At 70.4% G+C, this 19,787-nt stretch carries 22 protein-coding genes and 1 pseudogene; 9 read left to right on the forward strand and 14 right to left on the reverse strand.

The window, feature by feature from the left end; genetic code table 11:
* Position 1: 1 nt before the first annotated feature.
* Together JHN63_RS21380 and JHN63_RS21385 are read right to left on the reverse strand one after the other, a co-directional pair.
* Positions 2-298, reverse strand: a complete 297-nt coding sequence (locus JHN63_RS21380) for a DUF1905 domain-containing protein (protein WP_200682721.1) — start codon at positions 296-298, stop codon at positions 2-4.
* A 33-nt stretch (positions 299-331) separates the two neighbouring features.
* On the reverse strand, positions 332-1,687 hold the full coding sequence (locus tag JHN63_RS21385; RefSeq protein ID WP_200682722.1) for a dipeptidase: 1,356 nt from the start codon (positions 1,685-1,687) through the stop codon (positions 332-334).
* A 132-nt stretch (positions 1,688-1,819) separates the two neighbouring features.
* On the opposite strand from JHN63_RS21385, the gene JHN63_RS21390 reads away from it, so the two are divergent.
* The gene (locus JHN63_RS21390) at positions 1,820-3,079 is read left to right on the forward strand and encodes a geranylgeranyl reductase family protein (protein WP_200682723.1); all 1,260 of its coding nucleotides are present in this window, start codon (positions 1,820-1,822) and stop codon (positions 3,077-3,079) included.
* Here JHN63_RS21390 and JHN63_RS21395 read toward each other — a convergent pair.
* Positions 3,069-3,518, reverse strand: coding sequence for a nitroreductase family deazaflavin-dependent oxidoreductase (locus JHN63_RS21395; protein WP_200682724.1), 450 nt, complete (start codon positions 3,516-3,518; stop codon positions 3,069-3,071). The two genes, JHN63_RS21390 and JHN63_RS21395, sit on opposite strands and share 11 nt — an antisense overlap.
* A gap of 172 nt (positions 3,519-3,690) precedes the next feature.
* On the opposite strand from JHN63_RS21395, the gene JHN63_RS21400 reads away from it, so the two are divergent.
* From JHN63_RS21400 to JHN63_RS21410, 3 genes are all read left to right on the forward strand, one after another.
* Complete coding sequence (locus tag JHN63_RS21400) at positions 3,691-4,383, forward strand: TetR/AcrR family transcriptional regulator (protein WP_200682725.1); 693 nt, start codon at positions 3,691-3,693, stop codon at positions 4,381-4,383.
* Positions 4,384-4,477: 94 nt separating this feature from the next.
* On the forward strand, positions 4,478-5,698 hold the full coding sequence (locus JHN63_RS21405; protein WP_200682726.1) for a sensor histidine kinase: 1,221 nt from the start codon (positions 4,478-4,480) through the stop codon (positions 5,696-5,698).
* Positions 5,695-6,360, forward strand: a complete 666-nt coding sequence (locus JHN63_RS21410) for a response regulator transcription factor (protein WP_200682727.1) — start codon at positions 5,695-5,697, stop codon at positions 6,358-6,360. The genes JHN63_RS21405 and JHN63_RS21410 overlap by 4 nt, the downstream gene beginning before the upstream one ends.
* On the opposite strand, the gene JHN63_RS21415 is transcribed toward JHN63_RS21410, so the two are convergent.
* Positions 6,321-6,608 carry a DUF6332 family protein gene (locus JHN63_RS21415; protein ID WP_200682728.1) on the reverse strand — a complete coding sequence of 96 codons (288 nt, stop codon included), beginning with the start codon at positions 6,606-6,608 and terminating at the stop codon, positions 6,321-6,323. The genes JHN63_RS21410 and JHN63_RS21415 overlap by 40 nt on opposite strands.
* A gap of 73 nt (positions 6,609-6,681) precedes the next feature.
* Complete coding sequence (locus JHN63_RS21420) at positions 6,682-8,172, reverse strand: MFS transporter (RefSeq protein ID WP_200682729.1); 1,491 nt, start codon at positions 8,170-8,172, stop codon at positions 6,682-6,684.
* Positions 8,173-8,259: 87 nt separating this feature from the next.
* Between JHN63_RS21420 and JHN63_RS21425 the strand changes: the two genes are divergently transcribed.
* Positions 8,260-8,637: a MarR family winged helix-turn-helix transcriptional regulator gene (locus JHN63_RS21425; protein ID WP_200682730.1), complete on the forward strand. Its 378-nt coding sequence runs from the start codon at positions 8,260-8,262 to the stop codon at positions 8,635-8,637.
* Between the two features lie 7 nt (positions 8,638-8,644).
* Here JHN63_RS21425 and JHN63_RS21430 read toward each other — a convergent pair whose 3' ends face one another.
* Both JHN63_RS21430 and JHN63_RS21435 read right to left on the reverse strand, forming a co-directional pair.
* Positions 8,645-9,385 carry a maleylpyruvate isomerase family mycothiol-dependent enzyme gene (locus JHN63_RS21430; protein ID WP_200682731.1) on the reverse strand — a complete coding sequence of 247 codons (741 nt, stop codon included), beginning with the start codon at positions 9,383-9,385 and terminating at the stop codon, positions 8,645-8,647.
* Positions 9,386-9,435: 50 nt separating this feature from the next.
* Positions 9,436-10,404: an alpha/beta hydrolase gene (locus tag JHN63_RS21435; RefSeq protein ID WP_200682732.1), complete on the reverse strand. Its 969-nt coding sequence runs from the start codon at positions 10,402-10,404 to the stop codon at positions 9,436-9,438.
* A gap of 245 nt (positions 10,405-10,649) precedes the next feature.
* Here JHN63_RS21435 and JHN63_RS21440 point away from each other — a divergent pair, with 245 nt between their 5' ends.
* The gene (locus JHN63_RS21440; RefSeq protein ID WP_200682733.1) at positions 10,650-11,105 is read left to right on the forward strand and encodes a MarR family winged helix-turn-helix transcriptional regulator; all 456 of its coding nucleotides are present in this window, start codon (positions 10,650-10,652) and stop codon (positions 11,103-11,105) included.
* Positions 11,106-11,336: 231 nt separating this feature from the next.
* Entirely contained in the window at positions 11,337-12,947 is a 1,611-nt protein-coding gene (locus JHN63_RS21445) for an MFS transporter (RefSeq protein ID WP_200682734.1), read from the forward strand.
* A gap of 121 nt (positions 12,948-13,068) precedes the next feature.
* On the opposite strand, the gene JHN63_RS21450 is transcribed toward JHN63_RS21445, so the two are convergent.
* From JHN63_RS21450 to JHN63_RS21475, 6 genes are all read right to left on the reverse strand, one after another.
* Entirely contained in the window at positions 13,069-13,704 is a 636-nt protein-coding gene (locus JHN63_RS21450) for a TetR/AcrR family transcriptional regulator (RefSeq protein WP_200682735.1), read from the reverse strand.
* A 41-nt stretch (positions 13,705-13,745) separates the two neighbouring features.
* The gene (locus JHN63_RS21455; protein ID WP_200682736.1) at positions 13,746-14,354 is read right to left on the reverse strand and encodes a flavin reductase family protein; all 609 of its coding nucleotides are present in this window, start codon (positions 14,352-14,354) and stop codon (positions 13,746-13,748) included.
* 71 nt (positions 14,355-14,425) lie between these two features.
* A complete protein-coding gene (locus JHN63_RS21460; RefSeq protein ID WP_200682737.1) occupies positions 14,426-15,277 on the reverse strand; it encodes an oxaloacetate decarboxylase in 852 nt (283 codons plus the stop codon).
* Positions 15,278-15,380: 103 nt separating this feature from the next.
* Positions 15,381-16,295 (reverse strand): MBL fold metallo-hydrolase, encoded by a 915-nt coding sequence (locus tag JHN63_RS21465; protein WP_234477483.1) that lies wholly within the window; start codon positions 16,293-16,295, stop codon positions 15,381-15,383.
* Between the two features lie 96 nt (positions 16,296-16,391).
* Positions 16,392-17,111, reverse strand: coding sequence for an acyl-CoA dehydrogenase family protein (locus JHN63_RS52860; RefSeq protein ID WP_200682738.1), 720 nt, complete (start codon positions 17,109-17,111; stop codon positions 16,392-16,394).
* A gap of 180 nt (positions 17,112-17,291) precedes the next feature.
* Entirely contained in the window at positions 17,292-17,801 is a 510-nt protein-coding gene (locus JHN63_RS21475) for a helix-turn-helix domain-containing protein (protein WP_200682739.1), read from the reverse strand.
* Between the two features lie 108 nt (positions 17,802-17,909).
* Here JHN63_RS21475 and JHN63_RS21480 point away from each other — a divergent pair.
* Together JHN63_RS21480 and JHN63_RS21485 are read left to right on the forward strand one after the other, a co-directional pair.
* Positions 17,910-18,620, forward strand: a pseudogene (locus JHN63_RS21480) (SDR family oxidoreductase).
* 45 nt (positions 18,621-18,665) lie between these two features.
* On the forward strand, positions 18,666-19,025 hold the full coding sequence (locus JHN63_RS21485; RefSeq protein ID WP_200682740.1) for a nuclear transport factor 2 family protein: 360 nt from the start codon (positions 18,666-18,668) through the stop codon (positions 19,023-19,025).
* Positions 19,026-19,165: 140 nt separating this feature from the next.
* Here JHN63_RS21485 and JHN63_RS21490 read toward each other — a convergent pair whose 3' ends face one another.
* Positions 19,166-19,783, reverse strand: a complete 618-nt coding sequence (locus tag JHN63_RS21490) for a short chain dehydrogenase (protein ID WP_200682741.1) — start codon at positions 19,781-19,783, stop codon at positions 19,166-19,168.
* Between the last annotated feature and the right edge of the window lie 4 nt (positions 19,784-19,787).

Here is a 19,787-nt window from a genome sequence, read left to right on the forward strand (position 1 = left end):
TTCAGGCGGCGCCGAGCCGGACGGTCATCTCGACGCTCACCGTGTCGTCCGCGCCAAGCCCCTGCGGCTTCCGCACGGCGTTCTTGAGCGGCAGCAGATAGCCGCCGTCCTTGGGGAAGAGGGACGTCGTGAACCCGACCCCGCCGATCCGCGCCTCGACGGGGATCACTCCCCAACCGTACGAGGCCATGGCGGCGACCTCACGGATGTCCGCCGACTCCTCGTCCGGCACGGGGACGAAGTAGTACGGCGAAGGGCCGCGCCACTCGATCACCCGCCCGGTGAAGACGAACCGCATTGCTTCGAACCCCCAACACCCCTCAGAACGCGCTCAGTTGGCCGCGTAGTTCTGGAGGAACAGCGCCTCCGCCACCGACAGCCGCTCCAACTCCTCCGGCGACACGCTCTCGTTGACCGCGTGGATCCGGGCCTCCGGTTCGCTGAGGCCGATGAGGAGGATCTCCGCCTGCGGGTAGAGGGCGGCGAGGGTGTTGCACAGCGGGATGGAGCCGCCCTGGCCGGCGTACTGCATCTCCTGGCCCGGGTAGGCGACCGCCATCGCGTCGGCCATCGCCGTGTACGCCGGGCTCGTCGTGTCGGCGCTGAAGGGCTGGCCCTGGCCGATCTGCTCGGTGCTGACACGGGCGCCCCACGGGGTGTGGGCCTCCAGGTGGGCCTGGAGCAGCTTGGTCGCCTCGGCCGCGTCCACGCCCGGCGGGACGCGGAGGCTGACCAGCGCGCGGGCACCGGCCTGCACGGACGGGGTGGCGCCGACGACCGGCGGGCAGTCGATGCCGAGGACCGTGACGGCCGGGCGCGCCCAGAGCCGGTCGGCGACCGCGTCGGAACCGGTCAGCTCGACGCCGTCCAGCACCTTCGCGTCCTTGCGGAACTGCTCCTCGTCGTACGCCAGCCCGTCCCAGGTCGCGTGCGCCGCGAGCCCGTCGACCGCCGTCGAACCGTCCTTCGCGCGCAGCGAGTCCAGTACGCGGATCAGCGCGGCCAGCGCGTCGGGCGCGGCGCCGCCGAACTGGCCCGAGTGCAGGTTGCCCTCGAGGGTGTCGATCCGGACCCGCACCATGGTCATGCCGCGCAGGGTCGAGGTGACCGTGGGCAGCCCGACCCGGAAGTTGCCTGTGTCGCCGATCACGATCGTGTCGGCCGCGAGCAGCTCGGGGTGTGCCTCGGCGTACCGCTCCAGGCCGCCGGTGCCCTGCTCCTCCGAGCCCTCGGCGATCACCTTCACGTGCACCGGGACCCCGCCGTTCGCCTTGAGGGCGCGCAGCGCGAGCAGATGCATGATGAAGCCGCCCTTGCAGTCGGCGGCACCGCGCCCGTACCAGCGGCCGTCGCGCTCGGTCAGTTCGAAGGGCGGGGTCGTCCAGCCGGCCTCGTCCAGCGGCGGCTGCACGTCGTAGTGGGCGTACAGGAGCACGGTCTTCGCGCCCTCGGGGCCGGGCAGGTAGCCGTAGACCGACTGTGTGCCGTCCGGGGTGTCGAGCAGGGCCACGTCCTGGAAACCCTCGGTGCGCAGGGCGTCGGCGACCCAGCGTGCAGCGCCCTCGCTCTCGCTCTTCGGGAACTGGTCGAAGTCCGCCACCGATTGGAAAGCCACGAGCTCGGTGAGCTCGGTCCTCGCCGTGGGCATCAGCGAGGCGACGGTCTCGGCGACCGGATTCGACGACATGGGCACGCTCCTTGTGGGTGCGACGTTGTACGAATGATGCCGTCGATCCTCCCACAACGGCCTGTGGCGATGTCCGCCGTAGGATGCGGGGGACAGGTGCGGCAGCGGCTTGATCGGGAGCAGTAGACCATCGTGAGCAGCGAGAACTCTTCGGCGGGCGACGAACAGCGGGTGTGGGACGTCGTCGTGGTGGGCGCGGGACCCGCGGGGGCTTCGGCCGCCTATGCGGCGGCGGTCGCGGGACGGCGCGTGCTGTTGCTGGAGAAAGCCGAGCTGCCCCGCTACAAGACATGCGGCGGCGGCATCATCGGACCTTCGCGCGACTCCCTCCCCCCCGGCTTCGAACTGCCGCTGAAGGACCGGGTGTTCGCCATAACGTTCTCGAACAACGGGCGCTTCACGCGGACCCGGCGGTCCCGGCAGATGCTGTTCGGGCTGATCAACCGGCCCGAGTTCGACCAGCAGCTCGTCGAGCACGCGCAGAAGGCGGGCGCCGAGCTGCGCACGGGCGTCACCGTGACACGGGTCGAGCAGCACGGCTCCGCGGTGCCCGACCGGCGTACGGTCGCCGTCGTCCTCCAGGGCGGTGAGACGGTCCTCGCGCGGGCCGTCGTCGGCGCCGACGGCAGTGCCAGCCGCATAGGGGCGCACGTCGGGGTCAAGACCGACCAGGTGGATCTGGGCCTGGAGGCGGAGATCCCGGTGCCGGAGACCGTTGCCGAGGACTGGAAGGGGCGGGTGCTCATCGACTGGGGCCCGATGCCCGGGAGTTACGGCTGGGTCTTCCCCAAGGGGGACACGCTCACGGTCGGGGTGATCTCCGCGCGCGGTGAAGGCGCCGCCACCAAGCGGTACTTGGAGGACTTCATCGCCCGGCTCGGCCTCGCCGGCTTCGAACCGAGCATCTCCTCCGGTCACTTGACCCGCTGCCGGGCCGACGACTCACCGCTGTCGCGCGGCCGGGTGCTGGTCTGTGGAGACGCGGCGGGCCTGCTGGAGCCGTGGACCCGCGAGGGCATCTCGTTCGCGCTGCGCTCGGGGCGGCTCGCGGGGGAGTGGGCGGTCCGGATCGCCGAGGCGCACGACGCCGTGGACACCCGCCGCCAGGCGCTGAACTACGCGTTCGCGATCAAGGCGGGGCTCGGTGTGGAGATGAGCGTCGGCAAGAGCATGCTGGCGATCTTCGAGAAGCGCCCCGGTCTGTTCCACGCCGCCCTCACCGGCTTCCGGCCGGCCTGGAAGGCCTTCATGGACATCACCCGGGGCTCGACGACGCTGGGCGAACTCGTCCGCAGCCATCCGATGGCCCAGCGCGCGCTGACCGCGGTCGACCGCAGGAACGCGGAGCCGGTGGAAGTCGTAGCGCCCGAGGAGGGCGAGGTCAGCTCCTGACCGTGACGTGGAACACCGGGTGGTCGGGGGCGATCCGGAGCAACTCGTCGTCGGAGGAGTCCGGGCCGACTCCTCCGAAGAACACCCCGACCTCGGCCTTCCAGCGCTTGAGGTAGGCGCGCAGCAGCGGCACCTTGTCGTCGCCGGTGACCTCGGTCGCGGTGAAGGTGTCGACCTTCTTGCCGAGCCGCAGCTCACCGCCGCCCGCCGCCCGCATGTTGTGCGTCCACTGGACGTGCCCGCGCGGGGCGACGAGGTACTGCTGTCCGTCCACCGTCAGCAGGTTCACCGGGGTGGTCCGCCACTCGCCGCTCTTGCGGCCGCGGACCGCCAGCACCCGTGAACCCCAGACGCTGAGTCCGCGGCGGGTGAACCAGGCGACGGCGCGGTTGAAGACGTTCACGGTGAACCAGCCGGGCTTCTGGACGTGGGTGCTCATGACGACTCCTGGGCTTTGTTCAGGAGAGCGCGGCTCACTTTTGTGAGCACTGCTCTCGCTCTCGGGAACAGTCTGCATCGGCTTCCCGATCCAATGCAAGAGCGGTGCTCTCTTTTTTGTTCGCCGATCTCGTTTGTGTGCACTGCTCTGAATCCATGCGACACTCACCTGTATGAGCACCACACAAGGCGCCCGCGCACGGGCCAGGATCGAGGTCACCGCGGCCATCAAGGACGAGGCGCGCAGACAGCTCGCCGCCGAGGGCGCCGCGAAGCTCTCGCTGCGCGCCGTGGCCCGTGAACTGGGCATGGTCTCCTCCGCCCTGTACCGGTACTTCCCCAGCCGCGACGACCTGCTGACCGCTCTCATCATCGACGCGTACGACTCCGTCGGCGAGGCCGCGGAAGCGGCACACTCCGAGGTCGTGGACGCGGTCCCGCTGCGGCGCTGGACCGCCGTGTGCGAGGCGGTACGCGGGTGGGCGCTCGGGCATCCGCACGAGTACGCGCTGATCCACGGCTCGCCGGTCCCGGGGTACGTCGCGCCCGAGAGCACCGTGCCGTCGGCCGCGCGTGTCGCCCTGCTCCTCATCGGCATCGCGCGGGACGCCCACCGGGCCGGCACCCTGACCGAGCCCCCGTTCCCGGCCGACCTCCACCCCGAGGCGGAGCGCATGGTCGCGGACTTCGCCGGTGATCTCCCGCCAGGCGTGGCCGTGGCCCTGGTGGCCGCCTGGGCCGAGCTGTACGGACTGGTCAGCTTCGAGCTGTTCGGTCAGTTCCGCCGCGTGGTGGAGGACCGGGGGCCGTTCTTTCGGTATGCGGTACGACGCCTCGCCCTCGCGGTGGGTCTCGCGGAAGGCTGACCGGGGGACGTACTCCCGTACTCCCCGGGAAGTACGCGTGATCACCCCGTCCGGCTGACGCCCTCGGCCCCGCCCGGCGTCTAGCGTGACGTGCATGGACGAGCAGCGCGTACGCGGCGGGGGACCGCCCCGGTGGTGGCGCCACGGACCGCCGTGGGGCGAGGTGGCGGCCCCGACGCGGTGGCCGTGGCGTTCCACGGTGCTGGTCACCCTGTTCGTGTTGATCGGCAGCAGCTTCGCCTCGCACGGCCAGCCCGACCGTGTCCCGCTCGACCTCTACGCGCGCGTGCTGCTCGTCGCCGGATCGGCGCTGCTCCTGTGGCGCCACCGGTATCCCGTGGGGGTGGCCTTCGGGACCGTGCTCGCCGCCGTGCTCTACTTCGGCGCCGGATACGCGTACGGCCCCGTCTTCCTGCCCGTCGCGCTGGCCTGCTTCAGCGCGCTCGTCGCGGGACGCCGGTGGGCGGCCTGGTCCGCGCTCGGCGCGCTCTGGACCGCGCACCTCCTGGTCGCGCACTGGCTCTTCCGCTGGCTGCCCCCGCAGCACGACCACGCGATGCCGTGGGGCCGTGAACTGGCCGTCGCCACCTGGGTGGTGGCCATCGCCGCGGTCTCCGAACTGGCCCGCACCCGTCGCGACCAGTGGGCCCGGGAGCGCGCCGAGCGCGCCCAGGCGGCCCGCCGCCGCGCCGACGAGGAACGGCTGCGCATGGCCCGCGAACTGCACGACGTCCTCGCGCACAGCATCTCCGTCATCAACGTCCAGGCGGGCGTCGGCCTCGCCCTCCTCGACTCCGACCCCGAGCAGGCCCGCACGGCCCTCACCACCATCAAGGCCGCCAGCAAGGAGGCGCTCGGCGAGGTCCGCCAGGTCCTCGACAGCCTGCGTACCCAGGGCGACGCCCCGCGCGCCCCGGCCCCCGGCCTCGACCGGCTGCCCGAACTGGTGCAGCAGGCGGCGAGCGCAGGCCTCACCGTCACGCTCGACGGAACACCGCCCCGCCTTCCGCCCGGCACCGACCTCGCCGCCTTCCGCGTCGTCCAGGAGGCCCTCACCAATGTCGTACGACATTCCGGTTCACGGCACGCGCGCGTGCACATCGGGCACGAAGACGGCGCGCTACGGCTGCGTATCGACGACGACGGCCCCGCGACCGGCGCGGACGTCGGGGGCAGCGGCAACGGACTGGCCGGGATGCGGGAGCGGGCCGCCGCGCTCGGTGGCACGATCGAGGCGGGCCCGCGCCCGGACGGCGGCTTCCGGGTGCTCGCGGTACTGCCGTTGAAGGTCACGCCGAAGGAGGACGACCGGTGATCCGGGTACTGCTCGCCGACGACCAGGCCCTGGTCCGGGCCGGCTTCAAGGCGCTGCTGGACGCGCAGCCGGACATCGAGGTGGCCGGCGAGGCGTCCGACGGCGAGGAGGCCGTGCGCACGGTGCGCGAACTGCGCCCGGACGTCGTCCTGATGGACATCCGCATGCCGCTGCTCGACGGCCTGGCCGCGACCCGCCGGATCACCGGGGACGGCGGTCTTGAGGACGTGAAGGTGGTCATGCTGACGACCTTCGAACTCGACGAGTACGTCTTCGAGGCGATCCGCTCCGGTGCCTCCGGCTTCCTGGTCAAGGACACCGAACCGGACGAACTCCTGCGCGCCGTAAGGGCGGTGGTCGACGGCGACGCGCTGCTCTCGCCCGGGGTGACCCGCCGCCTGATCGCCGAGTTCGCGGCCCGCTCCAAGGAACCGGCGACCGCCGACGCGCTCACTCAACTCACCGAGCGGGAACGCGAGGTGATGGCCCTGGTCGGCATCGGCCTGTCCAACGACGAGATCGCCCGCCGCCTGGTCGTCAGCCCGCTGACCGCGAAAACCCATGTCAGCCGCACGATGGTGAAACTGGGCGCCCGGGACCGGGCCCAACTGGTCGTGCTGGCCTACGAGTCGGGGTTGGTGCGCCCCGGCTGGCTGGGCTGACCCGACTCCCGCCGGTACCGGTACAGCACGGTCACCACCCGGACGAGGAACACGACCGGCACGAGCACGAGTGCCCCGCGTACCAGCAACGTCTCGACGATGACCGGCAGTTCGAACAACAGGGCCGGTCCGGCGACTGCTCCGAAAAGCACCGCCGCCACGAACGCGGCGCTGACCAGCGCGTACCCGATCTCGACGGTCATCGCGTCCCGCTCGGCCTGCGTGCGCCGTCCCCCGGTCATGTCCACCCTGGAAGTCTCACACGGGTGCGCCCGACGGAGCAATCGGCTCCGCCGGGCGCACCCGCGGGGAGGCGTCCCCCTAGTCGCGCAGCGCCACGCGCTCCGCCTCCGCCTCCTTCACAGTGGACTTGGCGACCACGATGGTCTGTTGGTCACGCCGGCCGCGCAGCCCCGGCAGCGTGATCAGCAGCCCGGCCAGCGCGATGAACGTCACCACGACCAGCCCGGGCCGGTAACTGTCCAGCACCGCCTGCGGAGTTGCGTTCGCCGGCGCGTGCGCGGTGACCACGGCCGTGACGACGGCCAGGAAGATCGCGCCGCCCACCTGCACCGAGGTGTTCAACAGGCCGGAGACCATGCCCTGTTCGTGGTCCTCGACCCCGTTGGTGGCCTGGATGTTGAGCGAGGGGAAGACCAGCGCGAAGGCCCCGCCGATCAGCACCATCGACGGCAGGATCATCGCCGCGTACCCGGGATCGACACTGACCCGCAGGAACAGGGCGTACCCCACGACCATCAGCGCGAAGCCCACCACGATCAGCGGCTGCGTGCCGAACCGGTCGACGATCGCCCCCATCTTCGTCGAGGACGCCGCCACGATCACGCCGGCCGGCAGGAAGGCGAGCGCCGTGTGCAACGCCGACCAGCCGAGCAGTTGCTGCATGTACAGCGTGACCAGGAACTGGAAGCCGACGTACGACCCGAAGAGGGCCATCGCGCCGAGCTGGGCGCGGATCTGGTTGCCGGAGCGCAGCACACCGAGCCGGATCAACGGCCCGGCGGAGCGCCGCTCGACGTAGACGAAGACGGTCAGCAGGACGGCAACCGCCAGGAAGGACAAAAGAGTTCGGGCCGAGGCCCAGCCGGCCTCCGGTGCCTGCACGACGGTGAACACCAGGAGCAGCATCGACGCGGTTCCGAGGATCGCGCCCGGGACGTCGTAGCCGTTGTGGTCCTTCTCGCGTTCGCTGCGCGGCAGCAGCTTCAGGCCGGCGAGGAGGGCGAGCACGGCGATCGGCGCGGGCAGCAGCATGGTCAGCCGCCAACTGGCCTCCGTGAGCAGGCCGGAGAGCACCAGGCCCATCGAGAAGCCGGTGGCGGCGCAGGTGGTGTAGATGGACAGGGCGCGGTTGCGCAGCGGCCCCTCGGCGAAGGTCGTCGTGATGATCGACAGGCCGGCCGGTGCGGTGAAGGCCGCGCTGAGGCCCTTGATGAAGCGGCTGGCGATCAGCAGCGGGCCCGAGTCGACGAGGCCGCCGAGCAGCGAGGCCACCGCGAAGACACCCAGGGCGACCAGGAAGACCTGCCGCCGGCCGAGCAGGTCGGCGGTCCGGCCGCCGAGGAGGAGCAGCCCGCCGTAGCCCAGGATGTAGCCGCTGACGATCCATTGGAGCGTCGAGGTGGAGAGGTCGAGTTCGGAGCCGATGGAGGGCAGGGCGACACCGACCATCGACACGTCCAGCGCGTCCAGGAACATCGCGGCGCAGAGCACCAGCAGGGTGCCCCACAGCCGGGGGGTCCAGCGGACCGCCGAGGCGGGGGCCGCGGGAGGGGAGAGCGGAGAGGTCATGCGGCAGAGACTACATGCGCATGCATCGAATGCAAGAGCATTTAATTCCGATGCAACAAACTCGTTTCTCTGCTACGGTGCGCTGTCATGGCGGCGAAGAAGGCCGAGCAGGCGCTCGTGGACCAGTGGCGGGAGATGCTGGCGCTGCACGCCCGCACACAGTGCGAACTCGACCGCGCTCTGCATCGACACGGCCTGTGCGGAAGCGACTTCGAGGTGCTGGACGTGCTGTCCGGCGAGTCCTGCGCGTTCCGTGTCCAGGAGATCTCCGAGCGGGTCCACCTCAGTCAGAGCGCGCTGTCCCGGCTGATCGCCCGGCTGGAGAAGGACGGTCTCGTCGAGCGCGGTATGTGCGCGGAGGACCGGCGGGGCGTCCGCGTGACCCTCACGGACAAGGGACGCACGCTGCACGGCGAGGTACTCCCGTTGCAGCGTGCGGTGTTGACGAAGATGCTGAGCGGCTGACGGTCCGTCAGCTCCAGACGACGGCCGACCTCTCCCGCCACAGCGCGGCGACCGACGGGTCACCGGTGACGGTCGGAAACGGTGCACGGTTCCACAGGGCGAGATACAACTGCCCGGCGGGACCGGCCAGTTCGCAGTCGGCTTCCCCTGCGCCGCCCCGCTCGGTGGCGGGCGGCTCCTGAGACAGTCGTACGGTCCACACGGCGTCGTCCGCGTCCGTCGCGCGCACCCGCAGCACCCGGGGCTCCGCACTGCGGACCCTGCTCCGGCCGCGGGCGTGGAATCCGCGGAGCAACTCGTCGATGCCGTCGGCCGCGAAGTCCGCGGCGAGGTCGCCGGGCGCGCCCCCGCGTGCCGCCTCGGCGTCGACCCGGTGCACGGTCGTCTCGTGCGCCTGCCGACGGGCCCAGAACGCGAGCGGCGACGGCGCGGGCAGGAAATGCCAGCACTCCAGGGCGGGCGGGGCGGCGGCGAGGGCGTCCACGAGTGAACGGTGCCCCGCCCGGAACCAGGCCACCAGCTCGGCCCCGTCGAGATCCGGCAGACCCCCGTCGGGGTGGTGCGCGGTGTACCCCTCGGCGACGAACCCGGTCGCCCAGCGGTGCACCATCCCGGTGTGCCGCAGCAGATCCCGCACCTGCCACCCCGGACAGGTCGGCACCTGGGCCCCGACCCCCGCGACTTCGGCGGCCGAGGCCAGCAGATCACCCTCCCGGTCGAGGGTCCGTACGAACGCGTCGGTGTCCATGGGGGCGAGTTTGCCGTACGGGGCGTGGTCGAGGGCAGGCGGCGGGTGGATCAGCCGGTCGCGAGTGCCTTGCGCAGGGTGTCTGTGGCCATGGTGATGGCGGCCTGGGCGGCGTGGGTTTCGCGTAGGGCGTTGAGCATCACGAAGTCGTGGATGATGCCCTGGAAGCGGACGGCGGTGACGGGGACGCCGGCTTCGCGGAGCTTGTTGGCGTAGGCCTCGCCCTCGTCGCGCAGGACGTCGGCCTCGCCGGTGATGACGAGGGCCGGGGGCAGGCCGGTGAGCTGTTCGGTGGTGGCGCGGAGCGGGGAGGCGGTGATCTGGGCGCGTTCGGTTTCGTCGGTCGTGTACTGGTCCCAGAACCACTGCATGCCGTCGCGGCGCAGGAAGTAGCCCTCGGCGAACTGGTGGTAGGAGGCCGTGTCGAAGCTCGCGTCGGTGACCGGGTAGAACAGCACCTGCTGGAGGAGCGGGACGTCGCCGCGCTCCTTGGCCATGAGGGTCAGTGCGGCGGTCATGTTGCCGCCGACCGAGTCGCCGGCCACGGCGATGCGGCCGGCGTCGAGGCCCTTGGCCGTGCCCTCCTGTACGACCCACTGGGCGACGGTGTAGTTCTGCTCGATCGCGACCGGGTAGCGGGCCTCGGGCGAGAGGTCGTACTCGGGGAAGACCACGGCGGCGTTCGCGCCGACGGCGAGTTCGCGCACCAGGCGGTCGTGGGTGTGGGCGTTGCCGAAGACCCAGCCGGCGCCGTGGATGTAGATGATCACGGGCAGGGGCCCGGAGGCACCCTCGGGCTTCACGATCCGGGCTCGGACGCTGCCGGTCGGCCCGCCGGAGACGGTGATCCACTCCTCGTCGACCACGGGCTTCTCTATGTCGCCGGACTGGACCTCGTCGACGGCCTTGCGGCCCTCCGCCGGGGCGAGGTCGAAGAGGTACGGCGGGTTCGCGGTCGCCTCGACGAACGCCTGGGCGGCGGGTTCGAGGACGGGACGGGGTGCGGTGCTGTCGGTCATGACGATCTCCTTCGGAACGGATGCCGTAGGTGGAGCGGGTGCCGCAGAGGAACGCGTGCCGCAGGCCGGTTGAGACGGCTTTCGACCGGCTCCGGGCCGGTGGTGCGGCACAAGAAGGAGAGTAGCGCGCTACTAAGTCGTGCACAACTTAAGCGTGCTCGATAGAATAGGCCGGACCTGAACGATAAGGTGGTGATTGCCCTGAAGAGAGCGCCCGGAGCAGCACCGGAGCGAGGAGTCGCACCATGAGCCCAGCCGCCGCGGAACCGGCCGAGGGATCGCTGCTCCTCGACGACCAGTTGTGCTTCGCGCTGTACGCGGCCTCCCGCGCGGTGACCGCCCGCTACCGCCCGCTGCTGGAAGAACTCGGCCTGACCTACCCGCAGTACCTCGTCATGCTCGTCCTCTGGGAACAGGACTCGATCTCCGTACGAGACCTGGGCACCGCGCTCCAACTGGAATCGAGCACCCTCTCCCCGCTGCTGAAGCGGCTGGAGACGAACGGCCTGCTGCGCCGCGAACGCCGGCGCGACGACGAACGCTCGGTCGCCATCCGCCTCACCGACACCGGCGCGCGGATGCGCGACCAGGCCGCCGCCGTCCCCCTCGCCATCGGCGACGCCATGGGCCTGACCCCCGATCAGGACGCCCTGGCCAAGCAGCTCCTCCGGCTGATCACCGCCAACGTCTCGGCCGGCTGAACACCCCGCCACCTGCGCGTTCATGCCCGGCGGAGCAGTGTGTCGTCACCGCTGTTCACCTTAGGTTGCAGTCCCAACGGCATCTCCAGCACCGGGTCCCCGGTATACGGTCCGAAGCGATTTCCGGAAAGGAAATGGGGCGCCGCCACCCCCGCCGTAGCCGCGCACGCGACGCCACACGCAGGTCACACCCGGTCAACCCGCCCCTGTACGACGACGTTTAGAGGTGCCATGCCGACCCTGGTCTCCGAAGTCTCGCCTCCGCCCCCGCCGCCGGACGCCACGTCCCGTCACGCCACCGCCACCATCGTGCTGGCCAGTGTGGGGGTCTTCGTCTCCTACCTGCCGGTCGTCGGTGTGTCCGTCGCGCTCCCGGTGATCCAGCAGGCGCTCGACGCGTCCACCACCGGGCTCCAGTGGATCACCGACGCCTTCATCCTGCCGACCGCCGCCCTGCTCCTGACCTGCGGTGTCATCGGTGATCTCTTCGGCCGCAAGAAGATGTACCTGATCGGGCTCGCCCTGTCCTGTCTCGGCTGTCTCGTCGCGCTCACCGCGCACGGCGTCGTCCAGGTCTGCGTCGGCCAGGCACTCACCGGAGTCGGCACCGCCGCCCTCCTCCCCGCGACCCTCGGCCTGATCAGCCACGTCTGCCCCGACCACCGCAAGCGGGCCGCCGCGATAGCCCTGTGGACGGCCGCCCTCGGCCTCGGCCTGACCCTCGGCCCGCTCTTCAACGGCGTGATCGTCGAACACGCGAGCTGGCGCTGGATCTTCCTGCCCACCCTCGCCATCGGCGCCGTCACGGTCCTGGTCGGCGCCTTCACCCTGGTCGACTCCCGCTCGGACCGCGAACGCCACCTCGACCTCCCCGGCCAACTCCTCGCCGTCGTCACCATCACCGCCCTCGTCTACGGCGTCATCGAGGGCGGGGGCGCTCCGGGGTGGGGCTCGGCGGAGGTCGTGACCGCGTTCGTCGTGGCCGCCCTCGCGCTGCCGGCCTTCGTCCTGGTCGAACTGCGGTCGCGCTGCCCGATGTTGGACATGCGGCTGTTCAAGTCCTCGGCGTTCTCGGGGGCCGCGTTCGTCATGGCGCTCACCCTGTTCGCCCAGGTCGGTCTGGTCTTCTCGCTCAGCGAGTACTTCGGCCTCGTCCACCACGCCTCGACCTGGGACATCGGCGTCCGCCTGATCGCGCTCAACGGCTTCACCGTCGTCCTCGGTCCGGTGGTCGGCCGACTGATGCACCGGTTCTCACCCGGCCTCGTGCTGGTGACCGGCCTGCTCGTCGGCGGCATCGGGGCACTCCTGGTCAACCTCTTCGACGCCGGCACCGGAACCGGCGAAGCGGCCCTGGTCATCGGGGTGTTCGGCATCGGCATCGCGCTGGCGATGGCCCCGATCACCACGATCGCGATGAACAGCCTGCCGCGCCGCCTGGGCAGCACCGGCGGTGCCGCGAACGGCGCACTGCGCCAGATCGGCAGCGCCCTGGGCCCCGCCATCTTCGGCGTCATCCTCACCCACCGCACCCTGGAGACGCTGCCCGCACACGTCGCCGCGTCCGGTCTCGCCCCGGCCGACCAAGGCCAGGTCATCGGCATGGTCAACGGCGCCGGCATCCAGGCGGGCGCCTTCCTCCACCTGGGCACCGGCGAGGCGACGGGCCAGGCCCTGGCCGCCTACGGAGCGAGCTTCACCGACGCGCTGCACACCTGCGCCCTGGTCGGCGGCATCGGCATGCTGGTGGCCGCGGCCGTCGCCTTCGTCACGATCGGCGTCCGCGCCCGCGCGCCGCACGGCGAGGCGGAGCAGGAGGTGGAGGTGGCGGCGACCGGCTGAGCAACACCCTTTGTTTCAAGGGCAGTTGTCTCTCGTGCGCAGAGCGGCGAGGGACAACTGCCCTTGAGACGCGAGACAACTGCCCTTGGGACAAGCCTTGTTGACGGTCGGCGCAGTGCGGTCAGTCGATGGCGCTGTCGTTCTCCAGCGCGGGGGCGAGGAGATGGCAGAGGGAGTCGGCCAGCAGGTGCAGGGGGTCGGCGGTCTCCAAGGGCCACTCGACGGCGATCCAGGCGGAGAAGAACGACTCGGTCTGCAGTACGGCCATCAACGCCCGTTGCCGGGCCTCCGCGGGATCGACGCCCCGCCAGCGCTCCGGGGGAGCGACCAGCATCGCGACATACCGCTCGTGCGCCTCGACGTACTGCACCCGTCCCTCACCGAGGCTGCGGAGCGCGGCCGGTGCCGCCGCGTTGGCGACGCGGCGGATCGGTGCCATCTCGCGCCAGCGGGCCGCGGCCTCGTCCAGCCAGGTGCGGATGTCGGCCCGGGTCCAGCACGGAAGCGCGGCCAGATCGGCGTACGCCTCGCCCATCAGGCCGTAGACCCGCTCCACCAGGGCGTCGACGATCTCGGCCTTGCCGGGGAAGTGGGGGTAGACCGTGGCCCGTGTCACCCCGGCGGCCTGGGCGATGTCCTCCATCCGCGCGTCGAGGAACGGCTTCTCGGCGAACATCGTGACGGCCGCGTCGAGCAGTCGGCGATGGGTGAGGATCTTCTGTTCTTCGCGCAGGTTCTTGCGGGGCGTCGGCTCCATCCGCCCAGTGTCTTGCATCGGTCGACTCCGCGAGCTGTCCCTCAACTCGACGGCGGCCAGTCGGCGTAGCGGATGCGACGCAGGTCGACAACGTCGCCGAGGGTTCCCCACTCGTCCTTGCCCAGTCGGGCCAGGGGGCGCAGTCGCGTGACGTCAGGATGGCCGTCGACCAGGACCGCTTCGTCGATCGCGAGATGGACGACCCGTCCGAAGACCACGGTGGAGTTGCCCAGCCGTAGCGTGCTGTGCAGTTCGCATTCCAGCGCCACGGGGGAGCGGGCGACGCGCGGTGCCTTCACCCGCGCACTGGTCTCGCGTTCCACGCCCACGGCGTCGAACTCGCTCATGCCGTCCGGGAAGTCCGTGGCGGTCTTGTTCACCTTGTCGATGAGCGACTCCGGGGCGAGGTTGACCACGAACTGCCCGGTGGCCTCGACATTGCGCAGCGAGTCCTTGCGGCCGACCGAGGTGAACTGGACGACGGGCGGCGCGACCGACGAGACGGTGAAGAAGGAGTGGGGAGCGAGATTGTCGACGCCGTCGGCGGAGACGGTCGAGACCCAGGCGATGGGGCGCGGAACGACGGTCGCGGTGAGCAGACGGTAGACCGCGAACGGTTCGAGCCGGTCCGGGTTGAATTCAGTGCGCATACCAGCGATATATCAGACGTGCGCGGCCGCCCAGGCGGCGACCACCGGCCCGTCCCCCTGCCCTCGTGCCGTCAGTCGCCCTGACTGCCTTGCGTGGTACGGAGGTTGCGGGTGAGCAGTTCGACGGACTGCGGCACGCCGATCCCGTCGTCCCCGCCGGCCGGGAGGCGTCCGTCCGTCGCCTTGAGGTCGGTCAGGGCCCTGTCCATCGCCTCGTGCGCGGCGAAGAGACAGGGGGTGCTGTAGATCGCCACGTCGACCCCGAGTTCCGCCAACTCGCCCAGGGACAACCGGGGGGAGCGGCCGCCGGCGATCTGGTTGAACAGCAGGGGCTTGTCGCCGATGCTGTCGCGGATCCGGCGGATCGCCTCGACGTCGCGCACGCCGTCCACCAGCACCACATCGGCGTCGGTGGCGGCGAGCGCCTTGGCGCGCGTGAGGATCTCGGCGTCGTCGGTGGCGTCGGTCCGCGCGACGACGGTCAGTTCGGTCCGGCAGTCCAGCACCCGTTCGAGCTTGTCGAGATACTCGTCGAGCGGAAGGAGCTGCTTCCCCGCCACATGGCCGCACCGGCGTGGCCGCTTCTGGTCCTCCAGGATCACCCCCGAGGCACCGGCCTGCTCAAGACGCCGTACGACATGACAGGCCACCTCCGGGTCGCCGTAACCGTCGTCGATGTCCACCAGCAGGTGGTGGTCGGGGAAGGCCCAGCGGAGCCGTTCCGTGAAGGCCACGATGTCCGGCCAGGCGATGAAGCCGATGTCCGGCAGACCGTAGTAGGACGCCGCGAATCCGAATCCCGAGACGAAGAAGCCGTCGTAGTGCTGGGCCGCGATCGAAGCCGAGTACATGTCGTACACGCCGATCAGAGGCGTGGTGCGGGGCGTTGCGATCGCGCTGCGCAGTGCGCTGCCGTGAGGCATGGAGCAAGTCCTCTTGTTTCTGGGCGGGTTGGCGATGTGCGCACGCATAACGATCGATATGTAGGGGGAGTTACGCAGGTGCCTCTTCGGCTTTTCGGAGTATCTAAGGGCGGGTGCTGAACGGGCCCAGGACGCCCGCGTCGATGCGCAGGGACTCGAGCATCGTGTAGGCGTTGTCCACCGTGAAGACGTCGGCGGCGGCGAGAGTGCCGGTGTACTTGGCGGCGATCGGGGTCGCGGCCAACTGGGCGGCGGCGTTGAGGTAAGCCTTGAAAATGGCCCAAGAGTTGTTACTGGCGCCGTACTTCTGGAAACAGGGAGTCGGGTCCAGGGACTTGATGGCGGCGCGAACGCTGTCTTCGAGGTCCGTGACGTACTGCTTCTGGATCACGCCGTCGGCGCGGACACCGAGGCGGCCGAGGTGACCGCCGACAAGGGTTTTCCATGGGTACGACATGGCCACGTCGTGAGCGTTGATCCAGCCCGGGATGTTCTGCGAGACCGCGAGGTTCCCGAAGGGCACCCAGCCCGGGAAGAGCACGTCGACGACCATCAGTGTGTCGTGGTCGGGGGCGTGGATGAAGATGTTGTCCGGCGAGTGGTTCGGGCCGTGGTAGGTCAACTCGAGGCGCTCTCCGCCCACTTGCAGGACATGGTGACGGTCGAAGATCTCGGTGGGGGCGGGACGGTTCGGATCGGCGTCGACGCGGAGCAACTCGCGGGTGTTGCGGTGTCCGACGCGTATGACCTTCTCGCCGAAGAGGGACGAGGCGCCGATGTGGTCGGCGTGGGAGTGGGAGTAGACCAGGTGTGTCACCGTCGCCGGCCTTCCGTTGGCCCTGGTCGCCTCGTCGATGGCGCGCCGCAGGTTGTGCCCGATGGTGGGAGGCGCGTCGACGAGCACGACCCCTTCCCTCGTGGTCAGGAACATCGCCTGATAGTTGGAGTCGGTGACCCAGTACCGATGGCCTTTGATACGGCCGACGAAGTAGCCGTCCGCGTTGAGTGCCGGGCCCAATTTGAAGCACTTGGGTACGGCGATGTGCCCTGCCCCATGCGCAGCCCGACCACCGCCGAGCCCGGCCGCCCTGGCAGCGGCCGGGCGGTCGAGGCGTCAAATGATGAACGTGGGCTGTTCGGTGATGCCGAGCAGGCTGCGGCCGTAGATCTCGCGGCCGAGATCGGGGTTGACCACGCCGTGGCGTGACGCGGTGCCCAGGTCGCGCCAGATGCGCTGGAGCGGGTTGGTCAGGGCGAAGGTGCTCGCGCCGGACACGGAGACCGGGCGGTCCACCGCCTCGCGGCTGCGGGTCGCGGCGACCGCGGTGTCCATGCGGATCCGGGCGCGCTCGGCGACCGTGAGCTGCCGGGCCTCGGCGGCCGCGTGGGCGAGGTCGTCGGCGGCCCGGTAGGCGTGCAACTGGGCCGTGTCGATGAGGGAAGCGGCGTCGGCTACGGCGAGTTGGACGCTCGGTGAGTCGGCGAGGCGCTCGTAGACCGTCAGGGACATCGGCTTGCGGGCCGCGGTCGCGAGGGTCAGATCCAGCGCGGCCCGGGCCATGCCCGGCATGGGTGCGACGACGGTGAGAGCGAGCATGGAGGCCACCGCCACGGCGTTGCGGGGCTCGCCCTCGTGGCGGGTCGCGTACGCGCCGGTCAGCACACTGCCCATGTTGAGCGTCCGGTGGGCAGGCACGGTCACCCCGTCGGCGACGACGGTGCTGTTGCCGGTGCCGGCCATGCCCGCCACATGCCAGGTGTCCTCGATCGTGACGTCCTCGACCGGCACCGGGGCGATCGACGGCGGCTGGTCCGCGGCACTCGGAGCGATCACCAGGGCCACCCATTTTGTCGGCGCGGGCGTTGGTGATTGATGCCCGGCAGCGGGATCTGCGACCGCGGCCGATTTCAGCTGAGACCGCTCGGATGCGCCGGGGTGGTAACGGAGGCGCCGATGGATCTCGCGATTCCCGTGGACGTCCCTGCCGGACGGCCGTGGACCGGCTGCTCGCTGTCATTCGCCTTCCGTCGGTGCTCCTGGACTTGTCGCGTAGCGGTGGCGCATGGCGTCGCTCGCGGCGGGGCCGGCCGCGAAGACGTACGCGCTGCTGTCGTCGAGCCGGCGGCCGGTCGCAGCATCGACGACGACGGGCTCGACCTCCTCGCCGGTGTCTGCGTCGACGAGGATCATGCTGCGTTCCGCCGGTGCGAGGCGGGAGTTGCCCCACGAGGCCAGGGCGACGATCACCGGCCGCAGGGAGTGGCCGAGTTCGGTCAGGACGTACTCGTGCCGGACGGGGTTGGCCTGGTAGGGCCTGCGTTCCAGGAGGCCGTCCGCCACGAGGGTCTTCAGCCGGGTGGTGAGCATGCTGGAGGAGATGCCGAGGCTCTCCTGGAACTGGTCGAAGCGGGTGTAGCCGTCGAAGGCGTCGTGGAGGAGCAGCAGCGTCCACCACTCGCCGACGTGCTGCACCGTCGTGGACAGCGGGCACTCCCGGTCCTCCAGCCTGATCCGGCTTGCCACGGCGACCGTCCCTTCAGTTACTGCTAAAGTCGAAGTCAGTTGCTTCTATTTTAGCAGTCGCCTGGGGGGTGGTGTCTTGCGTGCCCGCACCCGGAAACGGAATACAGCATGGATCCATCCGCCAGTGCATCTCTCGAAGGCGGACGCGCTCTCGTCACCGGCGGCACCAAGGGCACCGGAGCCGCCGTCGCCCGTCTGCTCGCGCAGGCCGGTGCGACCGTACTCGTCACCCCGCGCAGCCGCCCCGACGGGATCGACGACAAGACGTTCATCGCCGCGGACCTGTCCACTGCCGAGGGCGTCGCCCGCGCCGGAGGGTTCGTCGCGCTCGACGAGGGGGGCCGGGCGCGAGAGCTGAACATGAACCGGTTGGCCGCCGTCCGTCCGGACCCTGCCCTGCTCCCGCGCATGATCGCTGCGGGCAAGGGCGTGATCGTGCACGTCACCTCGATCCAGCGCCGCACCCCGCTCTGGAACGGAACCTCGGCCTACGCCGCCGCCGAGGCCGCCCCGGCACCTACCGCAAGGGGCTGGCCAACGAGGTGGCCTCGCACGGCGTCGGCATCAGCACGGTCTCGCCCGGCTCCGTCCGGACATCCGCGGCCCGATCGCCTCGTCGCCCGGATCTCCGAGGAAGGGGGCGCGACGAAGGAGGTTGCCCTCGGCCGCCTCGCGGACTCTCTGAGCGGCATTCCCCTCGGCCGCTCCAACCAGCCTGAAGAAGTCGCCGAGTTGGTCGCCTTCCTCGTCTCCGACCGGGCCTCGCCCATGGTCGGGGCCGAGCACGTCATCGACTTCGGCACCGTCCCGACCGTCTGAAACACCGTCAAACCGGCCTGAACGGCCGTCGATTCGAGGAGTGTCATGCACGACGAACAGCACCGGACCATCGCCCCGGACGCCCTGCCCGAGATGGTCATCCGCTATCTGAGCGCGCACAGCGCCCGCGACACCGCCACCGCGGTCTCGGTGTTCACCGACGACGCCACGGTGACCGACGACGGCACCACGTACGAGGGCACCGCGGCGATCACGGACTGGCTGGACCGCTCCGCGACCGAATTCACCTACACCACCCGGCTCACCGGGGCCCAGTACGTCGACGCGACCCGCTGCACTGTCACGCAGCGCCTCGAAGGCGACTTCCCCGGCGGAGTCGTGGATCTGCACTACCGGTTCACCCTCCGCGACGACCTCGTCGAACGCCTCGTCATCGAGGTGTGAGGTGTGAGGCGTGAGGTGCGAGGTGTCGGGACGTCTGTGGTCGGTCCCTTTGATGCACCGGCTCAGTGGAGACATCCGGGTCGTATGTCTCCCACTCGAGGTGAAGGTGCCGCCGCCCGGTCTTCGTCTTCGCGCGGCGATCAGCTGTCGGTCCTGTGCAGTTTGAGGACGCGGCCGGTGATGGGGTTCGCGATGGCGCGCAGGTAGGCAAGGGCGACTTCGACGGCCGGTACGGGGGTGAAGCCGGGGAAGTAGGGATGGTAGGCCACGGACTCGGTCAGCACCGTGGGGCTGACGCAGTTGATCCGCAGGCCGCGCGGGAGTTCCGTCGCGGACGCTTTCACGAAGCCCTCCACCATGTGGTTCACCGTCGCGCCGATCGTTGCGGCCTGTGTGAACTCGTCCGTCAGCACGCCGGAGACCAGCGTGAACGAGCCCCGGTCGGCGATGTGGGGCAGAGCGGCCCGCACGAGGTTGATCTGTCCCATTCCCTTGGCCGCGACGGAGTCGGCCCACTGCTGGTCCGTGGACTGCTCCAGCGGAGCCGGGAACACGTCACCGGCCGCGCTGGCCACGGCGTCGAAGCCCCCGGCCTCGGCGGCCTCGGCGAAGAGAGCCCGCAGGCTCCCCATGTCGGTGATGTCCGCCTGGAGATCGCCGGAGGTACGGCCCACCGACAGGACCTCGTGGCCGTGTGCGACGAGCGTTCCGCGCACGGCCGTACCGATCGTTCCTGTTCCGACAACGATCACCTTCATGACG

It is taken from the genome of Streptomyces sp. MBT65 (assembly GCF_016612545.1).
Taxonomy (GTDB): Bacteria; Actinomycetota; Actinomycetes; order Streptomycetales; family Streptomycetaceae; genus Streptomyces.